At 58.3% G+C, this 23011-nt stretch carries 27 protein-coding genes; 12 read left to right on the forward strand and 15 right to left on the reverse strand.

The window, feature by feature from the left end; translation table 11 throughout:
* The 7 genes from G9X48_RS17965 to G9X48_RS17995 all read left to right on the forward strand — a co-directional run.
* Positions 1-109: IS3 family transposase (locus G9X48_RS17965; RefSeq protein WP_131729156.1), on the forward strand; the 109-nt coding region annotated here is incomplete at its 5' end.
* Positions 110-280, forward strand: coding sequence for a DUF2737 family protein (locus G9X48_RS21675; RefSeq protein WP_347877709.1), 171 nt, complete (start codon positions 110-112; stop codon positions 278-280).
* On the forward strand, positions 277-669 hold the full coding sequence (locus G9X48_RS17975) for a hypothetical protein (RefSeq protein WP_007864723.1): 393 nt from the start codon (positions 277-279) through the stop codon (positions 667-669). Before G9X48_RS21675 ends, G9X48_RS17975 begins: the two co-directional genes overlap by 4 nt.
* The gene (locus G9X48_RS17980; protein ID WP_007864720.1) at positions 662-886 is read left to right on the forward strand and encodes a hypothetical protein; all 225 of its coding nucleotides are present in this window, start codon (positions 662-664) and stop codon (positions 884-886) included. The genes G9X48_RS17975 and G9X48_RS17980 overlap by 8 nt, the downstream gene beginning before the upstream one ends.
* A gap of 71 nt (positions 887-957) precedes the next feature.
* Positions 958-1191, forward strand: coding sequence for a hypothetical protein (locus tag G9X48_RS17985; RefSeq protein WP_007864717.1), 234 nt, complete (start codon positions 958-960; stop codon positions 1189-1191).
* 341 nt (positions 1192-1532) lie between these two features.
* A complete protein-coding gene (locus G9X48_RS17990) occupies positions 1533-2174 on the forward strand; it encodes a hypothetical protein (RefSeq protein WP_044593158.1) in 642 nt (213 codons plus the stop codon).
* Positions 2175-2272: 98 nt separating this feature from the next.
* Complete coding sequence (locus G9X48_RS17995) at positions 2273-2455, forward strand: AlpA family phage regulatory protein (protein WP_223239676.1); 183 nt, start codon at positions 2273-2275, stop codon at positions 2453-2455.
* On the opposite strand, the gene G9X48_RS18000 is transcribed toward G9X48_RS17995, so the two are convergent.
* Positions 2424-3611, reverse strand: a complete 1188-nt coding sequence (locus tag G9X48_RS18000; protein ID WP_044593157.1) for an integrase arm-type DNA-binding domain-containing protein — start codon at positions 3609-3611, stop codon at positions 2424-2426. The genes G9X48_RS17995 and G9X48_RS18000 overlap by 32 nt on opposite strands.
* A gap of 313 nt (positions 3612-3924) precedes the next feature.
* On the opposite strand from G9X48_RS18000, the gene G9X48_RS18005 reads away from it, so the two are divergent.
* From G9X48_RS18005 to G9X48_RS18020, 4 genes are all read left to right on the forward strand, one after another.
* Positions 3925-4905, forward strand: a complete 981-nt coding sequence (locus G9X48_RS18005) for a tripartite tricarboxylate transporter substrate binding protein (protein ID WP_038880572.1) — start codon at positions 3925-3927, stop codon at positions 4903-4905.
* Between the two features lie 14 nt (positions 4906-4919).
* Positions 4920-5351, forward strand: a complete 432-nt coding sequence (locus G9X48_RS18010; protein WP_007776742.1) for a tripartite tricarboxylate transporter TctB family protein — start codon at positions 4920-4922, stop codon at positions 5349-5351.
* An 11-nt stretch (positions 5352-5362) separates the two neighbouring features.
* Positions 5363-6880, forward strand: a complete 1518-nt coding sequence (locus tag G9X48_RS18015) for a tripartite tricarboxylate transporter permease (RefSeq protein WP_004388273.1) — start codon at positions 5363-5365, stop codon at positions 6878-6880.
* A gap of 106 nt (positions 6881-6986) precedes the next feature.
* The gene (locus G9X48_RS18020; RefSeq protein WP_012124171.1) at positions 6987-7610 is read left to right on the forward strand and encodes a DUF2238 domain-containing protein; all 624 of its coding nucleotides are present in this window, start codon (positions 6987-6989) and stop codon (positions 7608-7610) included.
* On the opposite strand, the gene menE is transcribed toward G9X48_RS18020, so the two are convergent.
* From menE to G9X48_RS18060, 8 genes are all read right to left on the reverse strand, one after another.
* Entirely contained in the window at positions 7587-8981 is a 1395-nt protein-coding gene (gene menE, locus G9X48_RS18025; protein WP_038879984.1) for an o-succinylbenzoate--CoA ligase, read from the reverse strand. The two genes, G9X48_RS18020 and menE, sit on opposite strands and share 24 nt — an antisense overlap.
* On the reverse strand, positions 8978-9943 hold the full coding sequence (gene menC, locus G9X48_RS18030) for an o-succinylbenzoate synthase (RefSeq protein ID WP_007864696.1): 966 nt from the start codon (positions 9941-9943) through the stop codon (positions 8978-8980). The genes menE and menC overlap by 4 nt, the downstream gene beginning before the upstream one ends.
* Positions 9943-10800 (reverse strand): 1,4-dihydroxy-2-naphthoyl-CoA synthase, encoded by an 858-nt coding sequence (gene menB / locus G9X48_RS18035; RefSeq protein WP_004388269.1) that lies wholly within the window; start codon positions 10798-10800, stop codon positions 9943-9945. The genes menC and menB overlap by 1 nt, the downstream gene beginning before the upstream one ends.
* Before the next feature lie 12 nt (positions 10801-10812).
* Complete coding sequence (menH, locus tag G9X48_RS18040; RefSeq protein ID WP_007864693.1) at positions 10813-11586, reverse strand: 2-succinyl-6-hydroxy-2,4-cyclohexadiene-1-carboxylate synthase; 774 nt, start codon at positions 11584-11586, stop codon at positions 10813-10815.
* A complete protein-coding gene (menD, locus tag G9X48_RS18045; protein ID WP_038879980.1) occupies positions 11586-13253 on the reverse strand; it encodes a 2-succinyl-5-enolpyruvyl-6-hydroxy-3-cyclohexene-1-carboxylic-acid synthase in 1668 nt (555 codons plus the stop codon). The genes menH and menD overlap by 1 nt, the downstream gene beginning before the upstream one ends.
* A gap of 84 nt (positions 13254-13337) precedes the next feature.
* A complete protein-coding gene (gene menF, locus G9X48_RS18050) occupies positions 13338-14627 on the reverse strand; it encodes an isochorismate synthase MenF (protein ID WP_007864670.1) in 1290 nt (429 codons plus the stop codon).
* Positions 14628-14730: 103 nt separating this feature from the next.
* A complete protein-coding gene (gene elaB / locus G9X48_RS18055) occupies positions 14731-15042 on the reverse strand; it encodes a stress response protein ElaB (RefSeq protein ID WP_004388266.1) in 312 nt (103 codons plus the stop codon).
* Between the two features lie 49 nt (positions 15043-15091).
* Positions 15092-15562, reverse strand: coding sequence for a GNAT family N-acetyltransferase (locus G9X48_RS18060; protein ID WP_007864668.1), 471 nt, complete (start codon positions 15560-15562; stop codon positions 15092-15094).
* 73 nt (positions 15563-15635) lie between these two features.
* Between G9X48_RS18060 and rnz the strand changes: the two genes are divergently transcribed.
* Entirely contained in the window at positions 15636-16550 is a 915-nt protein-coding gene (gene rnz / locus G9X48_RS18065; RefSeq protein ID WP_007864666.1) for a ribonuclease Z, read from the forward strand.
* Positions 16551-16602: 52 nt separating this feature from the next.
* On the opposite strand, the gene nuoN is transcribed toward rnz, so the two are convergent.
* From nuoN to nuoI, 6 genes are all read right to left on the reverse strand, one after another.
* Positions 16603-18060 (reverse strand): NADH-quinone oxidoreductase subunit NuoN, encoded by a 1458-nt coding sequence (nuoN, locus tag G9X48_RS18070; RefSeq protein ID WP_012124162.1) that lies wholly within the window; start codon positions 18058-18060, stop codon positions 16603-16605.
* A gap of 6 nt (positions 18061-18066) precedes the next feature.
* Complete coding sequence (gene nuoM / locus G9X48_RS18075; protein ID WP_007869529.1) at positions 18067-19596, reverse strand: NADH-quinone oxidoreductase subunit M; 1530 nt, start codon at positions 19594-19596, stop codon at positions 18067-18069.
* A 155-nt stretch (positions 19597-19751) separates the two neighbouring features.
* Complete coding sequence (gene nuoL / locus G9X48_RS18080) at positions 19752-21590, reverse strand: NADH-quinone oxidoreductase subunit L (protein WP_007869532.1); 1839 nt, start codon at positions 21588-21590, stop codon at positions 19752-19754.
* On the reverse strand, positions 21587-21889 hold the full coding sequence (gene nuoK, locus G9X48_RS18085; RefSeq protein ID WP_004388260.1) for an NADH-quinone oxidoreductase subunit NuoK: 303 nt from the start codon (positions 21887-21889) through the stop codon (positions 21587-21589). Before nuoK ends, nuoL begins: the two co-directional genes overlap by 4 nt.
* Positions 21886-22449 (reverse strand): NADH-quinone oxidoreductase subunit J, encoded by a 564-nt coding sequence (gene nuoJ, locus G9X48_RS18090; RefSeq protein WP_007762766.1) that lies wholly within the window; start codon positions 22447-22449, stop codon positions 21886-21888. Before nuoJ ends, nuoK begins: the two co-directional genes overlap by 4 nt.
* Positions 22450-22459: 10 nt before the next feature.
* On the reverse strand, positions 22460-23002 hold the full coding sequence (nuoI, locus tag G9X48_RS18095; RefSeq protein ID WP_004388259.1) for an NADH-quinone oxidoreductase subunit NuoI: 543 nt from the start codon (positions 23000-23002) through the stop codon (positions 22460-22462).
* Positions 23003-23011: the final 9 nt, after the last annotated feature.

Consider the following 23011-nt stretch of genomic DNA (forward strand, 5'->3'; position numbering starts at 1 on the left):
TGATTACATCGAAATGTTTTATAACAGTAAGCGTCGGCATGGTTCTAGCGAACAGATGTCACCGACAGAATATGAAAACCAGTATTATCAACGGCTCGGAAGTGTCTAGATTATCCGTGGCGATTCACAAAACGCGACCGGAACAAGCGCGCCGAAATACGAAAAAAGGAACTCACCACCGATGCCGAGCCGCGAAGAATTGATGAAACGCAACAGCTTCGGATCTGTGAATAACAACAAATACCTCAACCGCTGGCTGCGTCAGGGCGGTGCGGCATGACCGACACAGCAAAACTGAAAGCGGCGGCGCTGGCCGCTACGCCGGGGCGCGTCGGCGACAGAATCGACGGCAGCGGGAGTATCAAATATCGCTGCGTCGGTGCTGACGGCTCCCTGGTGCTCCTGACAGACCACAAAAACAACGAGTACGGATTTGTTGGCGACAACGGAGAGGCTGACGAATTGTTTTTTCGGCTATGCACTCCTGAAGCGGTGCTTGAGCTGATAGCAGCGCTGGAAGCAGCAGAGAATCGCAACGCGGAGCTGGAGGCATGCGTATCTAATCTGCAAGTCAACAGGCCAGTGGTTTATGGTGATGGATTTTATGACGGATATTGGAAGGCTCGCAGCGAACAATCCATGTCAAGCGAGGATGAAAATCATGGTTAAAGTTGGCGAGTCTGATTTTTACAGCGCCGTTTCCAAGATGAACGTACATCCTCACAGTGAGAGTAAATTTACTGAATGGGAAGACCTGCGCACAAGGCAAATTATCGGTCGTTCAACGCGAGGGTATCTTGGAACGTTAGCGGAGAAAGAGGAATTTTTCTTAACTGAAAAATTAGCCGCCGCCGCGGGCATCAATCTTGAGACAGGGGGGGGGTGAGTAAGTGAGCCACCATCACGGCTGACCTATTACGCCGGATAAGCGATATACTCCACTCAGGAGGTATCATCATGCCACGAAGAAAAAGCAGAAGTCGTAAAAAAGAAAATGAGCTGCTCGCCAGCATGACCCCCGCTGAGCGTCACCGTCACATGCTGAAAAAATACAGCCATGTTAAGCGTCTGATCGACGTGGCAAACGGTGAGCGCTTTGAAAATGGCATAGTCAGCTCAGTTGACGCCTACCGCTCGCCATACGAATTAAGAGTAAAGCGCGGGCGTTCAGCCGATGGTAAGAAGTCGTGATGAAAAATAATCTCACTGTACGCAGCAAAGAGGAAATGGCGAAGGTTATAGTGGATTTAGTTGCTTCAGGCGTTGCTTGCATTTTTATAGGGAGTTACATCACCGCATTACTCCCGGTCGGTGGGTGCTCATTCAGCGCGCGAAGGAGTACGGCGGCGGGTGGTGGCTAGGGAAGGCTTACGATGATGTGTTCATGCTTGAGTTCGAGAAGCCAAGTTCAATGGCTGTGGCGACGGAGTACATCATGTCGCATGGAAGGATGCAGATATTCCCGCCGTGGGACGATGAATTTGAGTTAACACCATGACCCGCCGAGTGCGGTTTTTTTAATGGAGTAAGTTATGGCAAATCATGTAACAAACCGTCTGACAATTACAGGTGACTCGCAGTCAATTGCAGAGCTATTTGCTGGTTGCTTCCGAAAAGAAAAATGCGAGATTCCTGATTTCTGGCGCGAACGTGCTTCTGATTCATCTATAGATTCGTTAGAGCGCCTGAATTGGGCAAAGCGCATCGCTGAGTGTGAAGCGTCTGAACCCTATTATGTTTTCGACTTCAACCTGATTATCCCCGCCCCCGCCTTCATTTTTAATGGCGATGAACTTACGGTTGGAAGCCGAGAAGAAAAGACCGGGCGCAACTGGCACAAGTTCAACACGGCGCGATGGGGCACAAATTGGAATGCCTACGATATGGAAATCGTGGAGCGCAGTGACGAAAAGCTGGTCATCAAGTTTGATACGGCATGGTCGCTTCCAGAGCCAATTATCAACGAATTGGTTAGCTGGTTCCCTGAACTGAAGTTTTTCCATGAATTTTACGATGAGGGCGGATGGTTCTTTGGGGACAGAACGTATTCATCGGGGTTGGTTATCGACAACTTTATCAGCGGCGAGCAGAGGGAAAATCATCAAGAAATGGAAAATCGCCTATGCAAAGAACTGAAAGGATATTCACTTGATGATTGCGATGAAGAGGATTAATAAGCCAACGCAGAAGTACTGCATCGAACAGGCCGCCTCATGGCGGCTTTTTTACGCCTGGAGATAATCGAATGGATATAACAATGAGCGATACACTCATGCCGATCACCGATGTGTGCGCGGCAACCGGCTACAAGAAGCCTACCATTTATGAATGGATGCGAGACGGTAAATTTCCACGTCCTGTTAAGATTGGCAGGAGCGTTCGATGGCCTTCCAGTGAAGTCGATGCGTGGATAAAGGATAAAATCACTTCTTGTCCTCGATCAGGCCAGCAATAACACCTCCCCACCAATCCATCATTTCCCTTCTTTCTTTCATATACTCCGCATGATTGTACGCGGCAGCTACCCTATTCTTTTGCTGATGAGCCAGTTGTGCTTCTATCACTTCTGGCCTGAAGCCTTGCTCATACAAAGCGGTGGATGCCGTGGCGCGGAAGTCATGCCCGGTTATCTCACCGCTTGCAAACCCCTGATACTCGATAGCGCGATTAATGGTGGTTTTGGCAATTGGTTGGCCCGGCTTTGATGGGCTGGGGAAGAGATATTCTTTATCACCTGTCAGTGGTTTAAGTTCTTCCAGCAATGCGATAACATGGTCACACAACGGAACGCGGTGTTCGCGGCGTTTCTTCATCACTTCTTTTGGGATTATCCACTCGGCTTTTTCTAAGCTGATATGTTCCCACTTGGCAAACCTAAGTTCCTGTTGACGCACGAATGTCATAACCAGCATTTTTATGCAGATAACCATGACCGGGCTTTTGTAATTTTTTAGCGAGACAAATAGCTGACGAAGCTCTTCTGTAGTTGCCGGTCTTGCGTGTGTAGTAGGCTTCTGCATCACCGCGCCGCGAAGGGCATACGATGGATCGACTTCAGCTCTCAGTGTGGCGACGGCGTAGCAAAAAACGGCTGAACATATCTGTCTCACCTTTCCTGCGGAATAAGCATTCCCTGCCTTCTCTAGCTTCCGCATCAATGCAAGTATGTGCGCCGCTTTAACGTCCTTTACTGGTATCTTCCCTATTGCGGGCAGGATGTGCTTATCCAGGAATCCACGATTAACTATCTGAGTTTTCTCTGCCCAGGTCTGGCACTTTCGTTCATACCATTCTTCAGCGATTGATTTGAAGGTGTTCGCTGCATCACCCATAACCATCAGCTTTTCAGTGTCTTTGACGATGGTTGGATTTTTTCCCTGCCTAACCTGTTCCCTTGCCCACTCTCTTTCTCTTCTGGCATCAGCCAGGGAGACGCCAGGGTACTCGCCTATCGTATAGCGCCCGTCTTTTTTTGGTGACAGCCAGAACCGGTATCGCCATATCTTGGCACCGGTAGGCCTGACATCAAGATAGAGGCCCTGACCATCCTGAAGCGAGTAAGGCTTCTCATGAGGCTTAGCATTTCTGATTTTTGTGTCGGTTAATGGCATGGCAACAGGACAAGGTGAAAAGTTTGTCCGGTAGGTTATCCGGTTTTTCCCCATCTCTCAATGAACGTTGGCATAACTCGACATAAACGTAACCGACAGAAGTAACGGGATTCAAGGTGGCTGACATAATGTGACATAACTCCACATTATTCAGTGTTGATAAGCCAGTAAGAGACGCATATCACATCCAGTAAAGTTTCTGTCGCGATGAAAGGAAACTGAAAGGCTTTAGTTTTAACAATCATGCAACCGATACGCTACAAAGCAGTTCACATAATCAGAAACACCACGGCAGTCATGCATGAGGATGAAAATGAAAACATCACTTCTCTCTACCCTGTTAGCAACGTCTCTGGCTTTCTCTTTTACCGAAGCCGTGGCGGCAGAAGCGCCGTCGCGCCCGGAGTGCATCGCGCCCGCCAAGCCCGGCGGCGGCTTCGATTTAACCTGCAAACTGATTCAGGTGAGCCTTCAGGAAACCGGCGCGCTGGAAAAACCGATGCGCGTGACCTATATGCCAGGCGGCGTCGGCGCGGTGGCCTATAACGCGATTGTGGCCCAGCGCCCCGGCGAACCGGGCACCGTGGTGGCGTTTTCCGGCGGCTCGCTGCTCAATCTCTCGCAGGGCAAATTTGGCCGCTATAACGTCGATGACGTGCGCTGGCTCGCGAGTGTCGGCACCGATTACGGCATGATCGCGGTGCGCGCCGATTCGCCGTGGAAAACGCTCGGCGATCTGATGAAAGCGCTGGAGAAAGATCCGAACAGCGTGGTGTTTGGCGCGGGCGCGTCGATTGGCAGCCAGGACTGGATGAAAACCGCGTTGCTGGCGCAGAAAGCGGGCGTCGATCCGCACAAGATGCGCTACGTGGCCTTTGAAGGCGGCGGCGAGCCGGTGACTGCACTGATGGGTAACCACGTGCAGGCGGTATCCGGCGATCTCAGCGAGATGGTGCCTTATCTCACCGGCAATAAACTGCGGGTGCTGGCGGTCTTCGCGAACGAACGCCTGCCCGGCCAGCTCGCCCAGGTACCCACCGCCAAAGAGCAGAGCTATGACCTGGTGTGGCCTATTATTCGCGGCTTCTATGTCGGCCCTAAAGTCAGCGACGCCGATTACCAGTGGTGGGTCCAGACTTTCGAAAAACTCCAGCAAACCGATGAATTCAAAAAGCAGCGCGATCTGCGCGGCCTGTTTGAGTTCAACCTGACCGGCAAGGCGCTGGATGAATATGTGAAAAATCAGGTCAACGACTACCGCGAAAAAGCCAAAGCCTTTGGGCTTGCGAAATAGCGCAGGAGGATGTGATGAGCGATCGCATTTTTGCGGGGATCTGGATCCTGCTCTGTATCGGCGGGCTGTTTGTAGGCTGGCAAATCCACAGCGAGTATGCCTACGAACCGGTTGGGCCGCGCCCTTTCCCGATGGGCATTATCGCGCTGATGCTGCTGTGCGCGGTACTGCTACTGCTGCGCCGCCCGGATGTCGTGGACTGGCCACATCACGCCGTGCTGCAACGGCTGGTGGTGATGGTGATTGTGCTGTTGCTCTACGCCGGGGGCTTTGAATGGCTGGGCTTTCCGCTCGCCACCGCGCTGCTGACGGCGGTCATCGGCATGCTTTTCGGCGCGCAGCTACCGGCGGCGCTGGTATCCGGCGTGGTGATGGGCGGCGTGCTCTGGTACGCCTTTGACCGCCTGCTTGACGTGACGCTGCCTCTCGGGGCCTGGCTTAATTAACGGGAGCTTTTATGGATACCTGGCTTTATCTCTCACAGGGCTTCGCCGTCGCGCTGACGCCCACCAATCTGCTGATTGCGCTGATTGGCTGTTTCGTCGGCACCATCGTCGGGCTGCTGCCGGGCCTCGGGCCGATTAACGGCGTCGCTATTCTGCTGCCGCTGGCGTTCGCGATTCATCTGCCGGCGGAATCGGCGCTGATCCTGCTCGCCACGGTCTATATCGGCTGTGAATATGGCGGGCGCATTTCATCGATACTGCTTAATGTACCGGGCGACGCGGCGGCGATCATGACGGCGCTGGACGGCTACCCGATGGCGCAGCAGGGGCGCGGTGGCGTGGCGCTCTCTATCTCCGCCGTCAGCTCGTTCGTCGGCTCGTTTATCGCGATTTTTGGCATCATCCTTTTTGCACCGGTGCTGGCGGAGTGGTCACTGGCGTTCGGTCCGGCGGAATATTTCGCCCTGATGGTCTTTGCCATCGCCTGTCTTGGCAGCATGATGGCGCAAAACCCGCTGAAATCATTCCTGGCCGCGCTGATTGGCCTCGGGCTTGCGACGGTCGGTGTGGATGCCAACACCGGCGTGTATCGCTTTACGTTTGACAGCGTGCATCTCTCGGATGGCGTGCAGTTTATCGTGGTGGTGATTGGCCTGTTCTCGGTTTCCGAAATTCTGCTGATGCTGGAGAGCACCAGCAGCGGCCAGACGCTGGTGCGCAAAACCGGGCGGATGCTGTTTAACGCTAAAGAAGCCGCCGCCTGTACCGGCGCGACGCTGCGCTCGTCGGTAATTGGCTTTTTTGTCGGTATTCTGCCGGGCGCGGGGGCGACCATCGCGAGCGCCATTACCTACATGACCGAGAAAAAGCTCGGTGATAAAGACGGCTCATTCGGCAAAGGCGATATTCGCGGCGTGGCGGCGCCGGAGGCGGCAAACAACGCCTCGGCCTGCGGCTCGTTTATTCCGATGCTGACCTTAGGCGTGCCCGGCTCTGGGACCACGGCGGTGATGATGGGCGCGCTGACGCTCTATAACATCACGCCGGGGCCTGCGATGTTTACCGAACAGCCGGATATCGTCTGGGGGCTTATCGCGGCGCTGCTTATCGCCAACGTGATGCTGCTTATTATGAACATTCCGCTGATCGGCCTCTTCACCCGCATGCTGACCATTCCGCTGTGGTTCCTGGTGCCAGCGATTGCGGCGGTTTCGGCGGTGGGCGTTTACGCGGTGCACAGCACCACGTTTGATCTGCTGCTGATGGTGGGTCTTGGCGTGCTGGGCTATATCCTGCGTAAAATGCATTTTCCGATGTCGCCGCTGATTCTGGGCTTTGTGCTGGGCGAAATGCTGGAGCAGAACCTGCGCCGCGCGCTCTCTATCAGCAACGGCGAGCTCGGCATTCTCTGGCAGAGCGGCGTCACCAAAACCCTGCTCATTATGGCCACGCTGGTGATTATCGTACCGCCGCTGGTGAAGCGACTTCGTAAGCGCCCGTTGAAAACGCAGAGCGATCTCTCTTCCTGATAGCCACCCTCGCTGGTGGCAGTTAAAATGCCGCCAGCGAGGGAAGTCGTTGTATTTTCGCCATATCTGCCCGATAGTTAGCCTTTTACATTCCTGGCAGATCATTATGACCGTCACATCATCTCGTACGGCGTTAACCTTCGCAGCGCTGGTGCTGGCCCTGATCCTGATTTACACCGGCATCAGCGCCAAAGACAAACTCACCTGGCTTATGGAAGTGACGCCGGTCATTATTATCGTTCCACTGCTACTGGCCACACACTCGCGCTATCCGTTAACGCCGCTGCTTTACGTACTGATTTTCTTCCATGCCATCATTTTGATGGTCGGCGGTATGTACACCTACGCGAAAGTGCCCATCGGTTTTGACGTTCAGGCGTGGCTGGGATTAAGCCGCAATCCTTACGACAAACTGGGACACTTTTTTCAGGGTCTGGTGCCGGCGCTGGCGGCACGGGAGATTTTGCTGCGCGGCGGCTACGTTCACGGTCGTAAAATGCTCGCCTTCGTGGTCTGCTGTATCGCGCTGGCGATTAGCGCCGTTTACGAATTAATCGAATGGTGGTCGGCGCTGGCGCTGGGACAAGGTGCCGATGACTTTCTCGGCACCCAGGGCGATCCCTGGGACACCCAGTCGGATATGTTTTGCGCCCTGCTTGGCGCGCTCACTACCGTGTTCGCGTTGAGCCGCTGGCATACGAAGCAGCTAGTGAATATCCAGCGTCCCTGAATCCGCAATCGCCAGCTGGTTTACCCAGTCGCGTAGCGCCCGGCGGGAAATTTTAATCCCGCCGTTTTTAAGCGTCTCCGGCAGCCGAAGCCAGGCAACCGGCTGCTCAAATCGCGCCAGCTTATCGCTTGCCCACAGGCGCAGCGCCTGTGGCTCAAATGACGCCTCACACTCGATGACTGCCACCGGCCGCGCGCCGAACTCGTTATCCTCCAGCGGGACGATAAACGCCTGCCGCACCTGCGGATGCTGGCTCAGCACGCGCTCGACCGCCTCCGGCTGAACGCCTTCCCCACCGCAGAAAAAAAGATTATCCAGCCGTCCGGGCACCAGTAATTTGCCGTCGCGCCACGCACCGCGGTCGCGGGTGGCGAACCAGCCCTGCGCATTGGTGAGCGGCACCAGCGCGCCGTCACGCCAGTAGCCAGCGGCCATGCTACTGCCACGCAGCCAGATCTCATCGCCCGCGAGCATCACCTCGCGCCCCGGCAGCGGCACACCTACATCAGCCTCGCCATCGGCGCGTTTCGCGCACACCGTCGAGGCAAACTCCGTCAGCCCATAGCCGCACCAGCAGGCGATATCCCGCTGTGCCGCCGCTTGCGTCAGCGCAACCGGGATCGCAGCACCACCGAGCAACACGGCTTTGAGGCTCAGGCGACATTCCGGCATCGCTAACAGCCGCCAGAGCTGGGTCGGCACCAGCGAGGCGTGCGTACAGCCTTCCAGCGCCTCGTAAAGCGGCAGGGAATCACGTACCGCCAGCTGCGCGCCTGCCCGCAGCCAGCGCCAGAATATTCCCTGACCGGAGACGTGAAACAGCGGCAGCGAGAGCAGCCAGCAGTCGGCGGCATGAAACGGGATCAGGCTCAGCACGCCCCTCGCGCTCTCCAGATGTGCGAACGCTGTATGAACGGCAGCTTTCGGCAGGCCGCTGGAGCCGGACGTTAGCGTCATGGATACCAGGCGATCGGCCTGCCACGCCGCGGCATACGCCGCCGCAGGCTCGCGCCAGTCGAGCAACGTAAGGCCCGGCAGCGCGGGCGCATCACCGATACAAACGGCATACCGCAACGTGAACGACGGCAGCAGCGCGTTGATTAACGGTGCCGGCAGTTGCGGGTTTAGCGGCAGAATACGCGCGCCGCACTGTAACAGCGCAAGCCAGGCGAGCAGCGTTCGTTCGCTGTTTTTCGCGCACACCGCCACGCCGTCGCCGTCGCGCACGCCCTGCTGATGAAACCCTGCAGCAAGAGCATCAATCCGCTTGCAGAGCGCGCGCCAGGTGATATCGCCACTGTCGGCGCGCAGCGCGATGTCATGCGGCCTCATGCTTGCCCAATGACGCCACGGCCAGTCGAAGAGACTCACAGCAGCGGCTCCAGCGCATCCACAGGCCAGCACGGCAGCGGGCTGCCCGGCCACGGGCGCACCAGTTGAGCCTGCATCAGCGCGAGCGTATCGAGCCCCGGCGTGACGCCCGGCGTCAGCCAGGCGGCAAGCCGCGCGAGCTGGGTCAGCCCCAGGCTTGATTCAATGGAGGAACTGATGACCGCCGTCAGGCACTGCGCGTGAGCCTGCGCCACCTGCTGCTGTACCGTTTGCAGACTGCCGGTGAGCGTCGGTTTGATAATCACCGCCCGCAGGCCTGGCTCGGCTGTAATGGAAAAATCGCGTTCGCGCAGGCTTTCATCCCAGGCGATGGCGATACCGGTTTCGGCGGCGAACGCGCGGGAATCGTCAGGGTTTTGGCAGGGTTCTTCGATAAAATCGATGCGCGAACGGTACGCCGGGTTAACGTATTTCGCGAACTGCTGCGCTTTCAGCGGCGTCCAGGCGCGATTCGCGTCGAGCCGCAGCGTGAGATCGGGAATCGCCTCCAGCAGCAGGTTGACCACTATGCCGTCGCGCACCGCCTCATACAGCCCCACTTTAACTTTGGCGACTTTCTTGCCGGGCAGCCCGGCAAGGCGTGCGAAGAGTTCATCCGGATCGCCCGTACACAGCGGCGCGGTGTGATAATTCGCGGCCACGGGCAGCGTGCCGTGAAGCTCCGCCTGCGCCAGGCTTAAACCAAACGCGACGCTTGCCACCTCCGGCAGCGGCTGTGCGTCGCCACGCTGCCAGGCACGGAGCCAGTCGTGCGCGGCAGACAGCGCCGCGTCCAGCGTCTCGTCGCTAAACCCCGGCAGCGGCGCAATGTCTCCCCACCCTTCGCCCCCGTTGGCAGAAAGGCGCACCAGCAGGCCGTCGCGGGTTTTCAGGCGCCGCTCCCGCAGCACCACGCCTGCGTCCATCGGCACCTGATAACGATAAAGCTGAGCCGCGCGCATTATGGGTTACGCTTGAATTTGCTGAAATCTGGCTGGCGCTTCTGGTTGAACGCGTTGCGCCCTTCCTGCCCCTCTTCGGTCATGTAGAAAAGCATGGTGGCGTTGCCTGCCAGCTCCTGAAGCCCCGCCTGACCGTCGCAGTCGGCGTTGAGCGCCGCTTTCAGGCAGCGCAGCGCCATCGGGCTGTTTTGCAGCATTTCGCGGCACCAGCGCACCGTTTCTCTCTCAAGCTCCGCCAGCGGAACGACGGTATTCACCAGCCCCATATCCAGCGCCTGCTTTGCGTCGTACTGACGGCACAGGAACCAGATTTCACGCGCCTTTTTCTGGCCGACGATGCGCGCCATATAGGACGCTCCCCAGCCGCCGTCAAACGAACCGACTTTCGGGCCGGTCTGGCCGAAGACGGCGTTTTCCGCCGCAATGGTCAGATCGCACATCATATGCAGCACGTGGCCGCCGCCAATCGCAAAACCCGCCACCATCGCCACCACAGGTTTCGGGCAGGTGCGGATCTGACGCTGGAAATCGAGCACGTTGAGATGATGCACGCCGGCGTCGTCCTGATAACCGCCGTAGTCACCGCGCACTTTCTGATCGCCGCCCGCGCAAAAGGCCTTTTCACCTTCGCCAGTGAGGATAATGACGCCGATATTGTCGTCATAGCGGGCATCGGCCAGCGCCTGGATCATCTCTTTAACGGTGAGCGGGCGAAACGCGTTGCGCACCTGCGGACGGTTGATGGTGATTTTAGCGATGCCGTCAGTGGATTTGTGGTAGCGAATGTCGGTGTAGCCTTCCGAACAGTCGAGCCATTCGGCAGGCGCATAAAGCATCGCTTCATCAGGATAGATCATGGGAGTTCTCCGTTAGGGGCGCAAAATCGCGTTAAGACAGCGAGCCACCGCAGCCGGGTTTTCCCGGTGCGCGTTATGGCCCGCGCCAGTAATGACATGCAAAGGCACATTGAGCGTGGCGGCGAGCGCGCGGAATTTTGCATCGCGCTCCCCGCACAGGTAATGAAATGGTACTGAGAGCCGCGCTAAAGGCTCATACAGCGGCGGCTGGCGGCCAGGCGATGTGGCTTCCAGCATCGTGGCCAGGGCGGTGGGGGCGGTGGGGGCATTGCAGGCGCGCAGCGTGATTAATTCCCGGCGCTGTGCATCTGTCAGCGTGGCGAAAACGGGCTGGCGATACCAGGCGTCGAGCACCGATTCAATCGGTTCATCGCGAAACCGCTGCGCCCATTTTTTGTCCGCAACGCAACGCGCATCGCGCTCATCGGCATTCAGAAGCCCCGGATGGCCACCCTCAACCACAAGCCCTCGCAGGCCGGGCGTATTCCCCTGCGCGGCGTGAAACATCGCTATCCGCCCGCCGAGCGAGTAACCCACCAGCCAGTATTCAAGTATGTTGTAACTATTTAGCGTTGCGATAAGCTGTTCGTTCACGTGCGCAAAATCAACGGCGCAAAGATGCGCCGAGCCGCCGTGACCCGGCAGATCGATAAACAGATGGTCATGCTCATCGCAGGCCGCGGCGACCGTCTGCCATTCGCGATGATCGCCGAGAAAACCGTGCAGCCAGACGATAGTGCCCCGCGCGACGCCGCGGGCTGGCTGAAAATGCGCGGCCAGCGGCATCAGGCGCACACCGCTTTAAGTAAACGCGAGAATACCTGCGCACCCGCGGTTTCCGGGACGCGCAGTTCAATGACGGTCGCGATCGACGAACGCCACGCGCGCGTCACCGCCTCTTTAAGCGCGGCCAGGCTCTCCGGCGCGTCATAATTCAGCGAAAACATCGCCGCCGCGGGCGCAAAGCTGACGTTTTGCGGCATACAGTAAAATTTTTCGCGCTCGCGGGCGGGCGTCGGGAGCATGGAGAAAATCTGCCCGCCGTTGTTGTTCACGACGATCAGCACGAAAGGCGCGGGCGCGTCGCGCAGGAGCGCCAGCGCGTTGAGATCGTAAAGCGTGGAGAGATCGCCCAACACGGCAAGCGTAGGTCTTCCGGTGGCGCGCTGTACGCCCGCCGCGGTAGAAACCAGCCCGTCGATGCCGCTCGCGCCGCGGTTACCATAGACCGGGTAGCCGGCGGGCAACTGCGCCAGCGCATCCACCAGCCGCACCGTCAGGCTGTTGCCGAGAAAGAGCTGGCCGTCTGGCGGCAGCAGTTCCGGCAGGCGGTACGCCACCTGCGCCTCGCCCCACTCAGTGAGTTCGCGCGCCACGATACGCTGTGTCTGCGCCGCCAGCCCTTCCAGCGGCTCGGCCCACGGCATCATGGGGTGCGCCGGATGGTGTTCAAGCCAGGCGCAGATATCCGCCACAATCCGACGCCCGCGGTGGTGTGCCGGATCGAGCCGCCCTGAAAGTGGATCGACAATCCAGTAATCCTGCGGGCGACATTCGCTTTGCCACTGCAACACGCGCTTGCCGGTCAGGCTGCCGCCAAACTGAACGACAATCTGCGCCTGCGCGAGCAGCGCGGCGGCACGCGGGTGCGCGAGCCAGAGATCGGCGCACGGCAGTGGCTGGCCGGTTTGCGAGAGCACATCGCCAATGAGCGGCCAGCCAAGACGCGCCGCCCACTGCGCAACGGCTTCGCCCTCCTGCGCCGTCAGCCTGCCTGCAAGCACCACGCCACGCTGTTCACGCCAGAAAGGCCAGTCTGCCTGCGCGTTGACCGCCTGTGTGTTCTCATAGCGCAGCCAGGGTGTTGTCGTCTGCCACCACTCGCCTGGTGCCTGCTGCCACGTAAGATCGGTATCGTCCAGCTCGCCATAGAGCGGTTCGGCGAACGGTACGTTGATATGCAGCGCGCCTGCCTTTAGCGCGCCCATCTTTTCATCGATGGCGCTGATAAGCCAGGCGGCGGGAATGGAGGGCGTGGGGCGCGGTAAATCGAGCGTGGCGGCGGGGTGTGAGCCAAAAATGCTGTGCTGGCGAATCGCCTGGTTCGCGCCGCAGTCTATCAGCTCCGGGGGACGGTCGGCGGTGATCACCACCAGTTTTTCGCCCGTCAGCCCGGCTTCTATCACCGCGGGATAAAGGTTCGCCACTGCCGTACCGGACGTGACAATTACCGCCACCGGCTCGCCGCTTGCTTTGGCAAGCCCGAGCGCCAGATGGCCAAGACCGCGCTCATCGAAGTGCGTATGCGGCGTGAACGCCGAATGTTGCGCGGCGGCGAGCGTCAACGGCGTGGAGCGCGAGCCCGGCGCGATGCAAAGATGGCGCACGCCGTGGCGGCTCAGCGCTTCGAGAATGACGCCCGCCCAGCGGCGGTTAAACGTGCTTGTCGACATAAGCTTGTCCGGTATCAATTTAGCCGGTTTATTATAAAGCCTCGTCGGAATCGAATTTTGATATGGGTCGGGTTGTGGCTCGGCTCATGAAGTCAGAAGCGTGAGCAGCGCCGCCGCTTTGTTCTCGATCTCCTGCCACTCCAGCGCGGCCTGCGAGCCCGCCACCAGCCCGGCACCCGCGTAAATACGGATTGTTTCGTCCTTCAGGCGCGCCGAGCGCAGGCTTACGCAAAACTCTGACTGCTCCATCGACAAATACCCGGCAGAGCCCGCATACCATTCCCGCTCAAACGGTTCGTGCTCAGCGATAAAACGGCGCGCCGCCTCGCGCGGCAGCCCGGCCACTGCGGCGGTAGGCTGTAGCTGATGCAGGCACGCGGCGTCATCGGGCGCGAAAAGGCGCGCGGTCATCGCACACCGGAGATGCTGCACCCGCCGCAGCCGCATCACCTCCGGCAGCCGCGTTGTGATGCTGTGCGCAATCGGCGCCAGGCGCGCGCGAATGTCTTCCACCACCAGCGCATTTTCGCGGCGATTTTTATCATCATTCAGCAGCCAGATGGCGCGCGCCTGCGCCTGACTGTCGTCGGGAAGATTTTCCACCGTCCCTGCCAGCGCCTCGGTATCCAGCGCCAGCCCATTGCGCCGCCACAAGCGCTCCGGCGTCGAGCCAAGAAACGCCTCGCGCGCGCTGAAGGCCAGATAAAAGTGGTAGCAGTGGTGATTAGCCTCGCGGCTTGCGGCCATCAGCGCCGTCGCGTCCGGTTGCGCGAGAAAACGCAGATCGGTGGCGCGCGCCAGTACCACTTTAGCGAAATCGCCGCGCTCAATAGCGTGTGTCGCCGCGCCAACCAGTTGCGCCCATTGCTGCGCCTGCGGAATATCACAGCGGCTGACACGGCGCGGCGGGCGTTGCAACAGCGTGTGCCGCGCTGGTTGCAGGTTGTGGATAAGCGGCTTTAACGCCTGCGCCGCTTTGTATTGTGAGCAGGCACTATAAATGTTCACTATCAGCCAGGCGCGATCGTCCTCCCGGCGCAGCTCCAGGCGCGGCAGGAAAAAAAGTCCATTTTGGGGATCGAACGCGTTCAGCCCCCAGACACGAAGGCCTGGTGTATCCGCATGCTTGTGTAAAAACGCCTGCGCCTCGTCGAGACTTGAGAATGTGCATGCCGCACCAAGCGTGCCAACCTCTTCATTGCCTTCACGAGAGCGCCAGTAAAACTGCGGAAACCCTGGCTGCGCGCCAAGCCAGGCGAGTAAATCGTAAAATTCAGGGGAAAATTCAAACGCGCAACGGCAGAGACCGGGCGCATCAGGCACGTCCGCAAGCGCCTTTTCAGCCAACGCCTGCGCGGCGGCGAGAGTATTCACAGGTTTCCTTTCCTCTGCTTAAAACCCTGCATTCTACAGGGCTTTGCGCGCAAAAAAAATGGCGCACCCTAGACGGATGCGCCGGTGCGCGATGTGCGGAGGATTAACGGCGGGCTAACAGCAGGCCCAGCACCAGACCCGCAGCGGCACCGATACCAACGCCCTGCCACGGTTTTTCATGCACATAGTCATCGGCACGATAGACCGCCTGTTTGGCGCGGAAGTAGTAGTTGTCGGACGCGGTGCTGACGCGGTTTTTTACGTCATGCAGCGCCTGCTCGGCACGCGCTTTCAGTTCAACATACTTTTGATCCGCTGGATCGCCGGACGAGCGCAGGATCTCTTCCAGAGTATCGCTCAGCAGAGTCAGGTCATCGTCGACACGCGTTTCATAAGGTTGTGAAGATAAAGGCATAACTGGTCTCCGTGTTATCAAGTTACCGGTTTGCTAACTATAGACACACTCACGCTTTTTTGCCTGGACGCGGTTCGCGCCGCATCCCGATGTGCGGGATGCCGTCTTCGTCGTAGATCTCCGTGGCCGGGACAAAACCAAACTGTGCGTAAAACGCCTGCAGGTGCGCCTGTGCGCTCAGGTATAGCGGGCTTTGCGGCCAGTTGCGCTCGCAGCTCTCAACCGCGCGTTTCATGAGTTCAACACCCAGCTTTTCACCCCGTGCGGCACCTGAAACAATAACCCGCCCTATCGCGACCGGCGCATATGGATCGTCACTTTTCAGAATCCTCGCATAAGCAATCAGCTGATTATCGCGCCAGGCCAGCAGATGACGGTTTTCGCCCACCAGATCTTCGCCGTCCACATCCAGATAAGGACACGTTTGTTCAACCACAAATACTTCACAGCGCAGCTTCAGCAGCGCGTACAGCGTCGGGACATCCAGCTCGGCGTGATGTTTATCCTGCCAGTCGATCATATTGGGCTCCAGAGTGTGCGGCTTTCCTCGTTATACTAAAAGCTTTCGCGCAATCGTACAGAGTAAATTCCTCATGGAACTGACATTTTTAGGCACCAGCGCCGGGCTGCCGTCCACCACCCGCAACGTGACGGCCATTGTCCTGAACCCGCAAAACAATCGCTCCGGGCTGTGGCTTTTTGACTGCGGCGAAGGCACCCAGCATCAGATGCTGCGCGCCACGGCCACTCCCGGCAAAATAGAAAAAATCTTTATCACGCACCTGCACGGCGATCATATCTTCGGGCTGCCGGGCCTGCTGTGTAGCCGCTCCATGGCAGGCTGCGAGACGCCGCTTGAGATTTACGGCCCAAAGGGCATCGCGGAATTTGTCGAAACCACGCTACGTCTGAGCGGCTCCTGGACCAGCTACCCGTTAAACGTGCATGAGATTACCGAAGGGCAGCTATTGGACGATGGCGAGCTTACCGTGACCGCGTACCCGCTGACGCATCCGGTGGAATGTTACGGCTACCGGATCGAGGAGCAGGATAAATCCGGCGCGCTGGACGCCGCGCGTCTTAAAGCGGCGGGCGTTATGCCAGGGCCGCTGTTTCAGCAGCTCAAGCGCGGCGAGACGGTGACGCTCGCTGACGGGCGCACGGTGTGCGGCGCGGATTACCTGAGCGCGCCCCGCCCCGGCAAAAAAATAGCCATTTTCGGCGATACCGGCCCGACACCGCAGGCGGTTAATCTCGCCCGCGATGTGGATGTGATGGTCCATGAAACCACGCTTGAAGCGGCGATGGCGGAGAAAGCTAACGGACGCGGGCACTCGACCACACAGCAGGCGGCTGAGGTTGCCAGAGACGCGGGCGCGAAGCGCCTGTTGATGACGCACTTTAGTTCACGTTATAGCGCAGAAGAGTGTCAGCGGCTGCTCGCGGAATGCCAGGCCATTTTCCCGGCAAGCGAGCTGGCGGAAGATTTCCTGACCATCACGGTATAGCGCCCATAAAAAAACCGCCGGTAAACGGCGGTTTTTATCTTAAGCACAAGGCTTACATCAGTGGTTTCGCCAGCTGCACCAGCGTAATCAGCGGCTGCGGCCAGACACCCAGCACCAGCACCAGCAGTGCGGAAATCAGCACCACGACACCGCCCGCGCTGTATGCCCAGTTGGACGGCGCATCGCGGTTGAGCTGCTGCGGCGCGTTCAGGTACAGGCTCACCGCCACGCGCAGGTAGTAGTAGAGACCAATCGCAGAGCCCACGACTACCGCACCGGTCAGCCACCACAGGTTGGACTGCACACCGACGGCCAGCACGTAGAATTTACCGATAAAGCCGAGCGTCATCGGAATACCCGCCAGCGACAGCATCATCACGGTCATTACGGCCGAGAGAATCGGACGGTGCCAGAACAGGCCGCGGTAGGAGTAGAGCGAATCCGCGTCCGGGCCGCGATACGGGCTGGACATCAGGCTCACCACGCCAAACGCGCCGAGGCTGCTGAAGAGATAACCCGCCAGGTAAACGCCCACGGTTTCCATCGACATATCGCCGCTTTTCAGCGCAATCAGCGCGACCAGCAGGTAGCCCAGATGGGAGATGGATGAATAACCGAGCAGACGCTTAATGTTGGTCTGGGTCAGCGCCATCAGGTTACCGAAGAGGATGGAGGCGAAGGCCAGAACACCTAACACCACGCGCACCGCCTCGCTGTCACCTACCGGCGCATAGAGGAACAGACGCATCACCACACCGAAGATAGCGATTTTGCTCGCGGTCGCCAGGAAAGTGGAAACCGGCGCAGGTGCGCCCTGGTAAACATCCGGCGTCCAGAGATGGAACGGCACCAGGGAGAGTTTAAAGCCCAGGCCGACAATCATCAGGCCCAGACCCGCCAGCAGCAGCGGCTCGCTCAGCATGTTGTCCGCGAGGCTCTTACCGAGCGTGACGAACGACAGGCTGCCGGACTGCGCGTACACCAGCGCCATACCAAACAGCAGGAAAGACGACGCTGCGGCAGACAGAATGGTGTATTTGATCGCCGCTTCCAGCGAGCGTTTCTGACGGAACGCATAACCGACCAGACCAAACAGCGGCAGAGAGATAAGCTCGATACCCAGGAACAGAGACGCCAGATGATTGGCGTTCGCCAGAAGAATACCGCCCAGCGCTGCGATCAGCACCAGCAGATAAAACTCTTCCTTGTTATCGTTGTAGCCCTGCAGCCACGGATAGGCGAAGGTACAGGTGGCGAGGCTCGCCAGCAGCACCAGGCCGGTATACAGCATGGCGTAACCGTCCACGCGCATCAGCGGCGTGACGTCCATCGCGCCCGCCTGACCCACGAACCACAGCGACAGCAGCGCGGCGTTCAGGCCAACAACGGACAGCGTGGCATTGAGGAAGTGATTACGTCGCCACGCAATGGAGAGCATCACAACTACCACCGTCAATCCGACGATCAGCAGCGGTAGCAGCGCGATCAATTGTTGAGTAGTTATTGTCATGGCGAATTACGGCCTTGTAGTTGAAACAGAATCGGTAAACCACTGCTGAATATTGCTCATCGCCGAATAGGATGTATCCAGAATTGGCTGGGGATAGAAGCCCAGCAGTACCAGAAGCACCACCAGCAGCAGGATCATAAACAGCTCGCGCGGCGACAGGCCGCGAATCTCCTGACGCGCCGCCTCGCTCTTCGGCTGACCGAAGTACGCGCGATGCAGCATCGCCAGTGAGTAAACGGACGCGAACACCAGACCGAAGGTCGAGATGACGGTAATCACCGGCACCACCTGGAAGCTGCCGAACAGGATCATGAATTCGCCGACGAAGTTACCGGTGCCCGGCATACCGAGCGTCGCCACGGCAAAGAACATCGACAGCGCCGGCAGCCATCTGATTTTGCTCCACAGGCCGCCCATCTGGCGCATATCGCGAGTATGCAGGCGCTCATAGAGCTGGCCGCACAGAATAAACAGACCCGCCGCGGAAAGACCGTGAGCGATCATCTGAATCACCGCACCCTGATAAGCGAGCTGGCTGCCGGTATAGATGGCTATCAGCACAAAGCCCATGTGGGAAACGGAGGTGTATGCGATAAGACGTTTGATGTCGTACTGGGTGAAGGCCATCCACGCGCCGTAGAAAATACCGATTACGCCAAGCCACATCGCGATTGGCGCGAATTCGGCAGAGGCGTTCGGGAACAGCGGCAGCGAGAAGCGCAGCAGACCGTAGGCCGCGGTTTTCAGCAGGATCCCCGCGAGGTCAACGGAACCTGCGGTCGGTGCCTGGGAATGCGCGTCCGGCAGCCAGCCGTGTAGCGGCACCACCGGCATTTTCACCGCAAATGCGATGAAGAAGCCCAGCATCAGCAGGTATTCGACACCGTGAGACATCGGCGTTTTCAGCAGGCGTTCGTAGTTGAACGTCCACTCGCCGGTGGCGTTGTAGTGCACAAATACCAGCGCCAGGATGGCAATCAACATCACCAGACCGCTCGCCTGGGTATAGATGAAGAATTTGGTCGCCGCGGTGATACGTGTTTTACCGTCCGATGCCTTATGGCCCCACAGGGCAATCAGGAAGTACATCGGCACCAGCATCATTTCCCAGAAGAAGAAGAACAGGAACATGTCGATGGCGAGGAACACGCCAATCACGCCGCCCAGGATCCACATCAGGTTGAGATGGAAGAAGCCCTGATATTTCTCAATTTCATTCCAGGAGCAGAGCACCGCCAGCACGCCAAGCAGGCCCGTCAGTACCACCATCAGCAGCGACAGCCCGTCGATGGCTAAATGGATAGTGATCCCAAAACGCGGGATCCAGTCGAGAATGAACTGGTCCTGCCACTTCGGAAACTCACCGGATTGCGTCAGGGAGTAGCCGCCCTGCAACCAGAGTTGCAGGCCGAGCGCCAGCGTCAGTCCCATCGTAATCAGCGCAATCCAGCGCGGCACCTTGACGCCGAAGCGTTCGGTCTGCCAGCACAGGAAGCCGCCGATAAAGGGAATCAGTATTAGCCAGGGTAGTAACATGGCGATTTTTGTTCCTTGTTTAAGTCCAGCTCAGGCTATCTTACTCGCCACCGTGAATCCCGCTGCGCGCAGAGAGTCTCCACGGTGGCTTCGCTGATAACGCCTGTCCTTTCGGACTTGATTTTCAACGAATTCTTTTAAAATTCACTTATGAATCAACGCAACACCATCAGCAACACCAGCACGACCACCGCACCGACGCTCATGGATGCGACATACCAGCGCAGGTAACCGTTCTCGCTCAGTAGCAGACCGCGGCCTGCATAGCGGGAAAGGATGGCCGGAATGTTCATCAGCGCATTCAGCGGATCGCGTTGCAGCAGCCAGGCGATACCCAGGAAAGGCTTAACGAAGACTTTGTCATACAGCCAGTCGAAGCCCCAGGCGTGATACCACCAGGTACCGAAGAAACGACCCGGCGCGCTTTTGGCGACGGCGGTAACCAGCGTACGCTTGCCAAGCCACAGCCAGGCTGCGATCAGGATACCGACAATCGCTACCACACCCGAGGTGATTTCCAGCGCCATTTTGCCTTCGTGACCGAAGTGGTTTTCCGGCAATACGCCCGCCAGCGGCGGCGTAATCAGCGCGCCGACAAAGGTGGAAAGCACCAGCAGCACGATAAGCGGCAGATGATGGGTGATCCCCTTCCCTGCGTGTGCGTGAATTTTTTCTTCGCCGTGGAACACGATGAAAATCATGCGGAAGGCATAGATGGACGTCAGGAACGCGCCAACCAGACCCGCCAGCATTAAGTAGTTATGGCCGTTAGCAGCAGCGCCCCACAGAATTTCATCTTTACTGTAGAAGCCTGCGGTCACGACCGGCAGAGCCGCAAGCGCCGCGCCACCCACCAGGAAGCAGGCGTAAACCAGCGGAATGGATTTACGCAGGCCGCCCATTTTGAAAATGTTCTGCTCGTGATGGCACGCCAGAATGACGGAGCCGGACGAGAGGAACAACAGCGCTTTAAAGAACGCGTGCGTCATCAGGTGGAAAATCGCCGCATCCCATGCCTGAACGCCAAGCGCCAGGAACATGTAGCCAATCTGACTCATGGTGGAATACGCGAGAACACGTTTGATGTCGGTCTGCACCAGCGCGGCGAAACCCGCCAGCACCAGCGTAATGGCACCAACGATACCAACCAGATGCAGAACATCCGGCGTCAGCAGGAACAGGCCGTGGGTACGGGCGATCAGATAAACGCCTGCGGTCACCATGGTCGCCGCGTGGATCAGCGCTGAAACCGGCGTCGGGCCTGCCATCGCGTCCGCAAGCCAGGTCTGGAGCGGAAGCTGCGCGGATTTACCCACCGCGCCGCCAAGCAGCATCAGCGTCGCCCAGCGCAGCATTTCGTTGCCGTTGGCAAAATGCTGCGGCGCCAGTTCAACCATTTCACGGAAGTTCAGCGTGCCGAGTTCGTTGTAGAGGATGAACAGCGCGAACGCGAGGAAGACGTCACCCACACGGGTCACGACAAACGCTTTCATCGCGGCGGCTCCGTTCTTCGGATCGGTGTAGTAGAAACCGATCAGCAGATAGGAGCAAAGGCCCACGCCTTCCCAGCCGAGGTACATCAGCAGCAGGTTATCGGAGAGCACCAGCACAACCATGCTCGCGATAAACAGGTTGGTGTACGCGAAAAAGCGGGAATAGCCCTCTTCGCCGCGCATATACCAGGACGCGAACATGTGGATCAGGAAGCCCACGCCGGTGACCACGGAGAGCATGGTCAGCGAAAGGCCATCCAGTACCAGGTTAACGCCGATGTTGAAATCGCCAACTGACATCCAGGTCCACAGCGGCAGAGAAAACGCCTGCTTGCCGTTATTAAAGAAATCAATGCCAGCGTAAGCGGTGACCAGCGCCGCCAGACCCACAGAGCCGACCCCAACCGTCGCGGAGAGGTTTTCCGACCAGCGACCGCGGGAGAAGGCGAGCAGAATATAGCCAATCAATGGCAAAATAATGGTTAATGCGAGCAGGTTCATCCACGCATCTCACTTACTGAATCGATATTCAGGTTCTGGCGACGACGATGGAGTTGCAGCAGCAGCGCAAGGCCGATACTGGCTTCTGCCGCGGCTAAGCTAATCGCCAGGATATACATTATCTGACCGTCGGTCTGACCCCAGTAGCTGCCCGCGACCACGAAGGCCAGCGCGGCGGCGTTAATCATGATTTCCAGCCCAATCAGCATAAACAGCAGATTGCGACGGATAACCAGACCGGTCAGACCCAGGACGAACAGAATAGCCGCCAGGATCAGTCCATGTTGTAACGGGATCATGCGCGCTCCTCCGTTTTTCTTTTCGACGCGTCCGACGGAGCACCGCCGCGCACGCTTACCACATCGCCCGCTTTCTCTTCACGGCCAAGATGGAAGGCCACGACCAGGCCTGCCAGCAGCAGCATGGAAGCCAGTTCGACCGCCAGTACGTAAGTCTGGAACAGGTCTTTACCGACGGCTTTCGCACTAATCGGATTGCCTTCAATGCCCTGATCGTTAACGCCCAGAATGGCGTAGACAATCACCACCAGCAGAACCGCCGAGAGAATGCCAGGGCCAATCCAGATTTGCGGTTTGAGCCATTCGCGCTCCTGACGCACCACGGAATCGCCGAGGTTGAGCATCATGACCACGAACACGAAGAGCACCATGATGGCGCCTGCGTAGACGATGATCTCCAGCGCACCGGCGAAGTAAGCGCCGAGTGAGAAAAAGACGCCTGCGATCGCCAGCAGCGAGATAATCAGGTACAGCAGCGCGTGTACCGGATTGCTGTGGGTGATCACCCGGGCGGTGGTCAGGACCGCCACAAGGGCGCAGATATAAAAAGCGAATTCCATTCCTGACTCCTTAAGGTAACAGGCCTTTGACGTCGATAGGTTTGGCTTCGTTTTCCGCGTCGCCTTTATCTTTGCCGTCGATTGCCATACCTGCCATCCGGTAGAAGTTATATTCCGGGTATTTGCCCGGACCGGAGATCAGCAGGTCCTCTTTTTCGTACACCAGATCCTGGCGCTTGAACTCGCCCAGCTCGAAATCCGGCGTCAGCTGGATAGCGGTGGTCGGGCAGGCCTCTTCGCACATGCCGCAGAAAATACAGCGTGAGAAGTTGATGCGGAAAAACTCCGGATACCAGCGACCGTCTACCGTCTCCGCTTTTTGCAGAGAGATACAGCCTACCGGACAGGCGACCGCACAGAGGTTACAGGCCACACAGCGCTCCTGACCGTCCGGATCGCGCGTCAGCACGATACGGCCGCGGTAGCGCGGCGGCAGATAAACCGGCTCTTCCGGATACATGCGCGTTTCGCGTTTAGAAAACGCGTGCAGGCCAATCATCCAGATACTGCGTAGTTGGGTGCCGAAACCAACCACTATGTCTTTCAATGTCATGGTTTTCTC

Origin of the sequence: Cronobacter sp. HA18006, assembly GCF_011605445.1 — a bacterium.
In the GTDB taxonomy this organism is placed as follows: domain Bacteria; phylum Pseudomonadota; class Gammaproteobacteria; order Enterobacterales; family Enterobacteriaceae; genus Cronobacter; species Cronobacter sakazakii.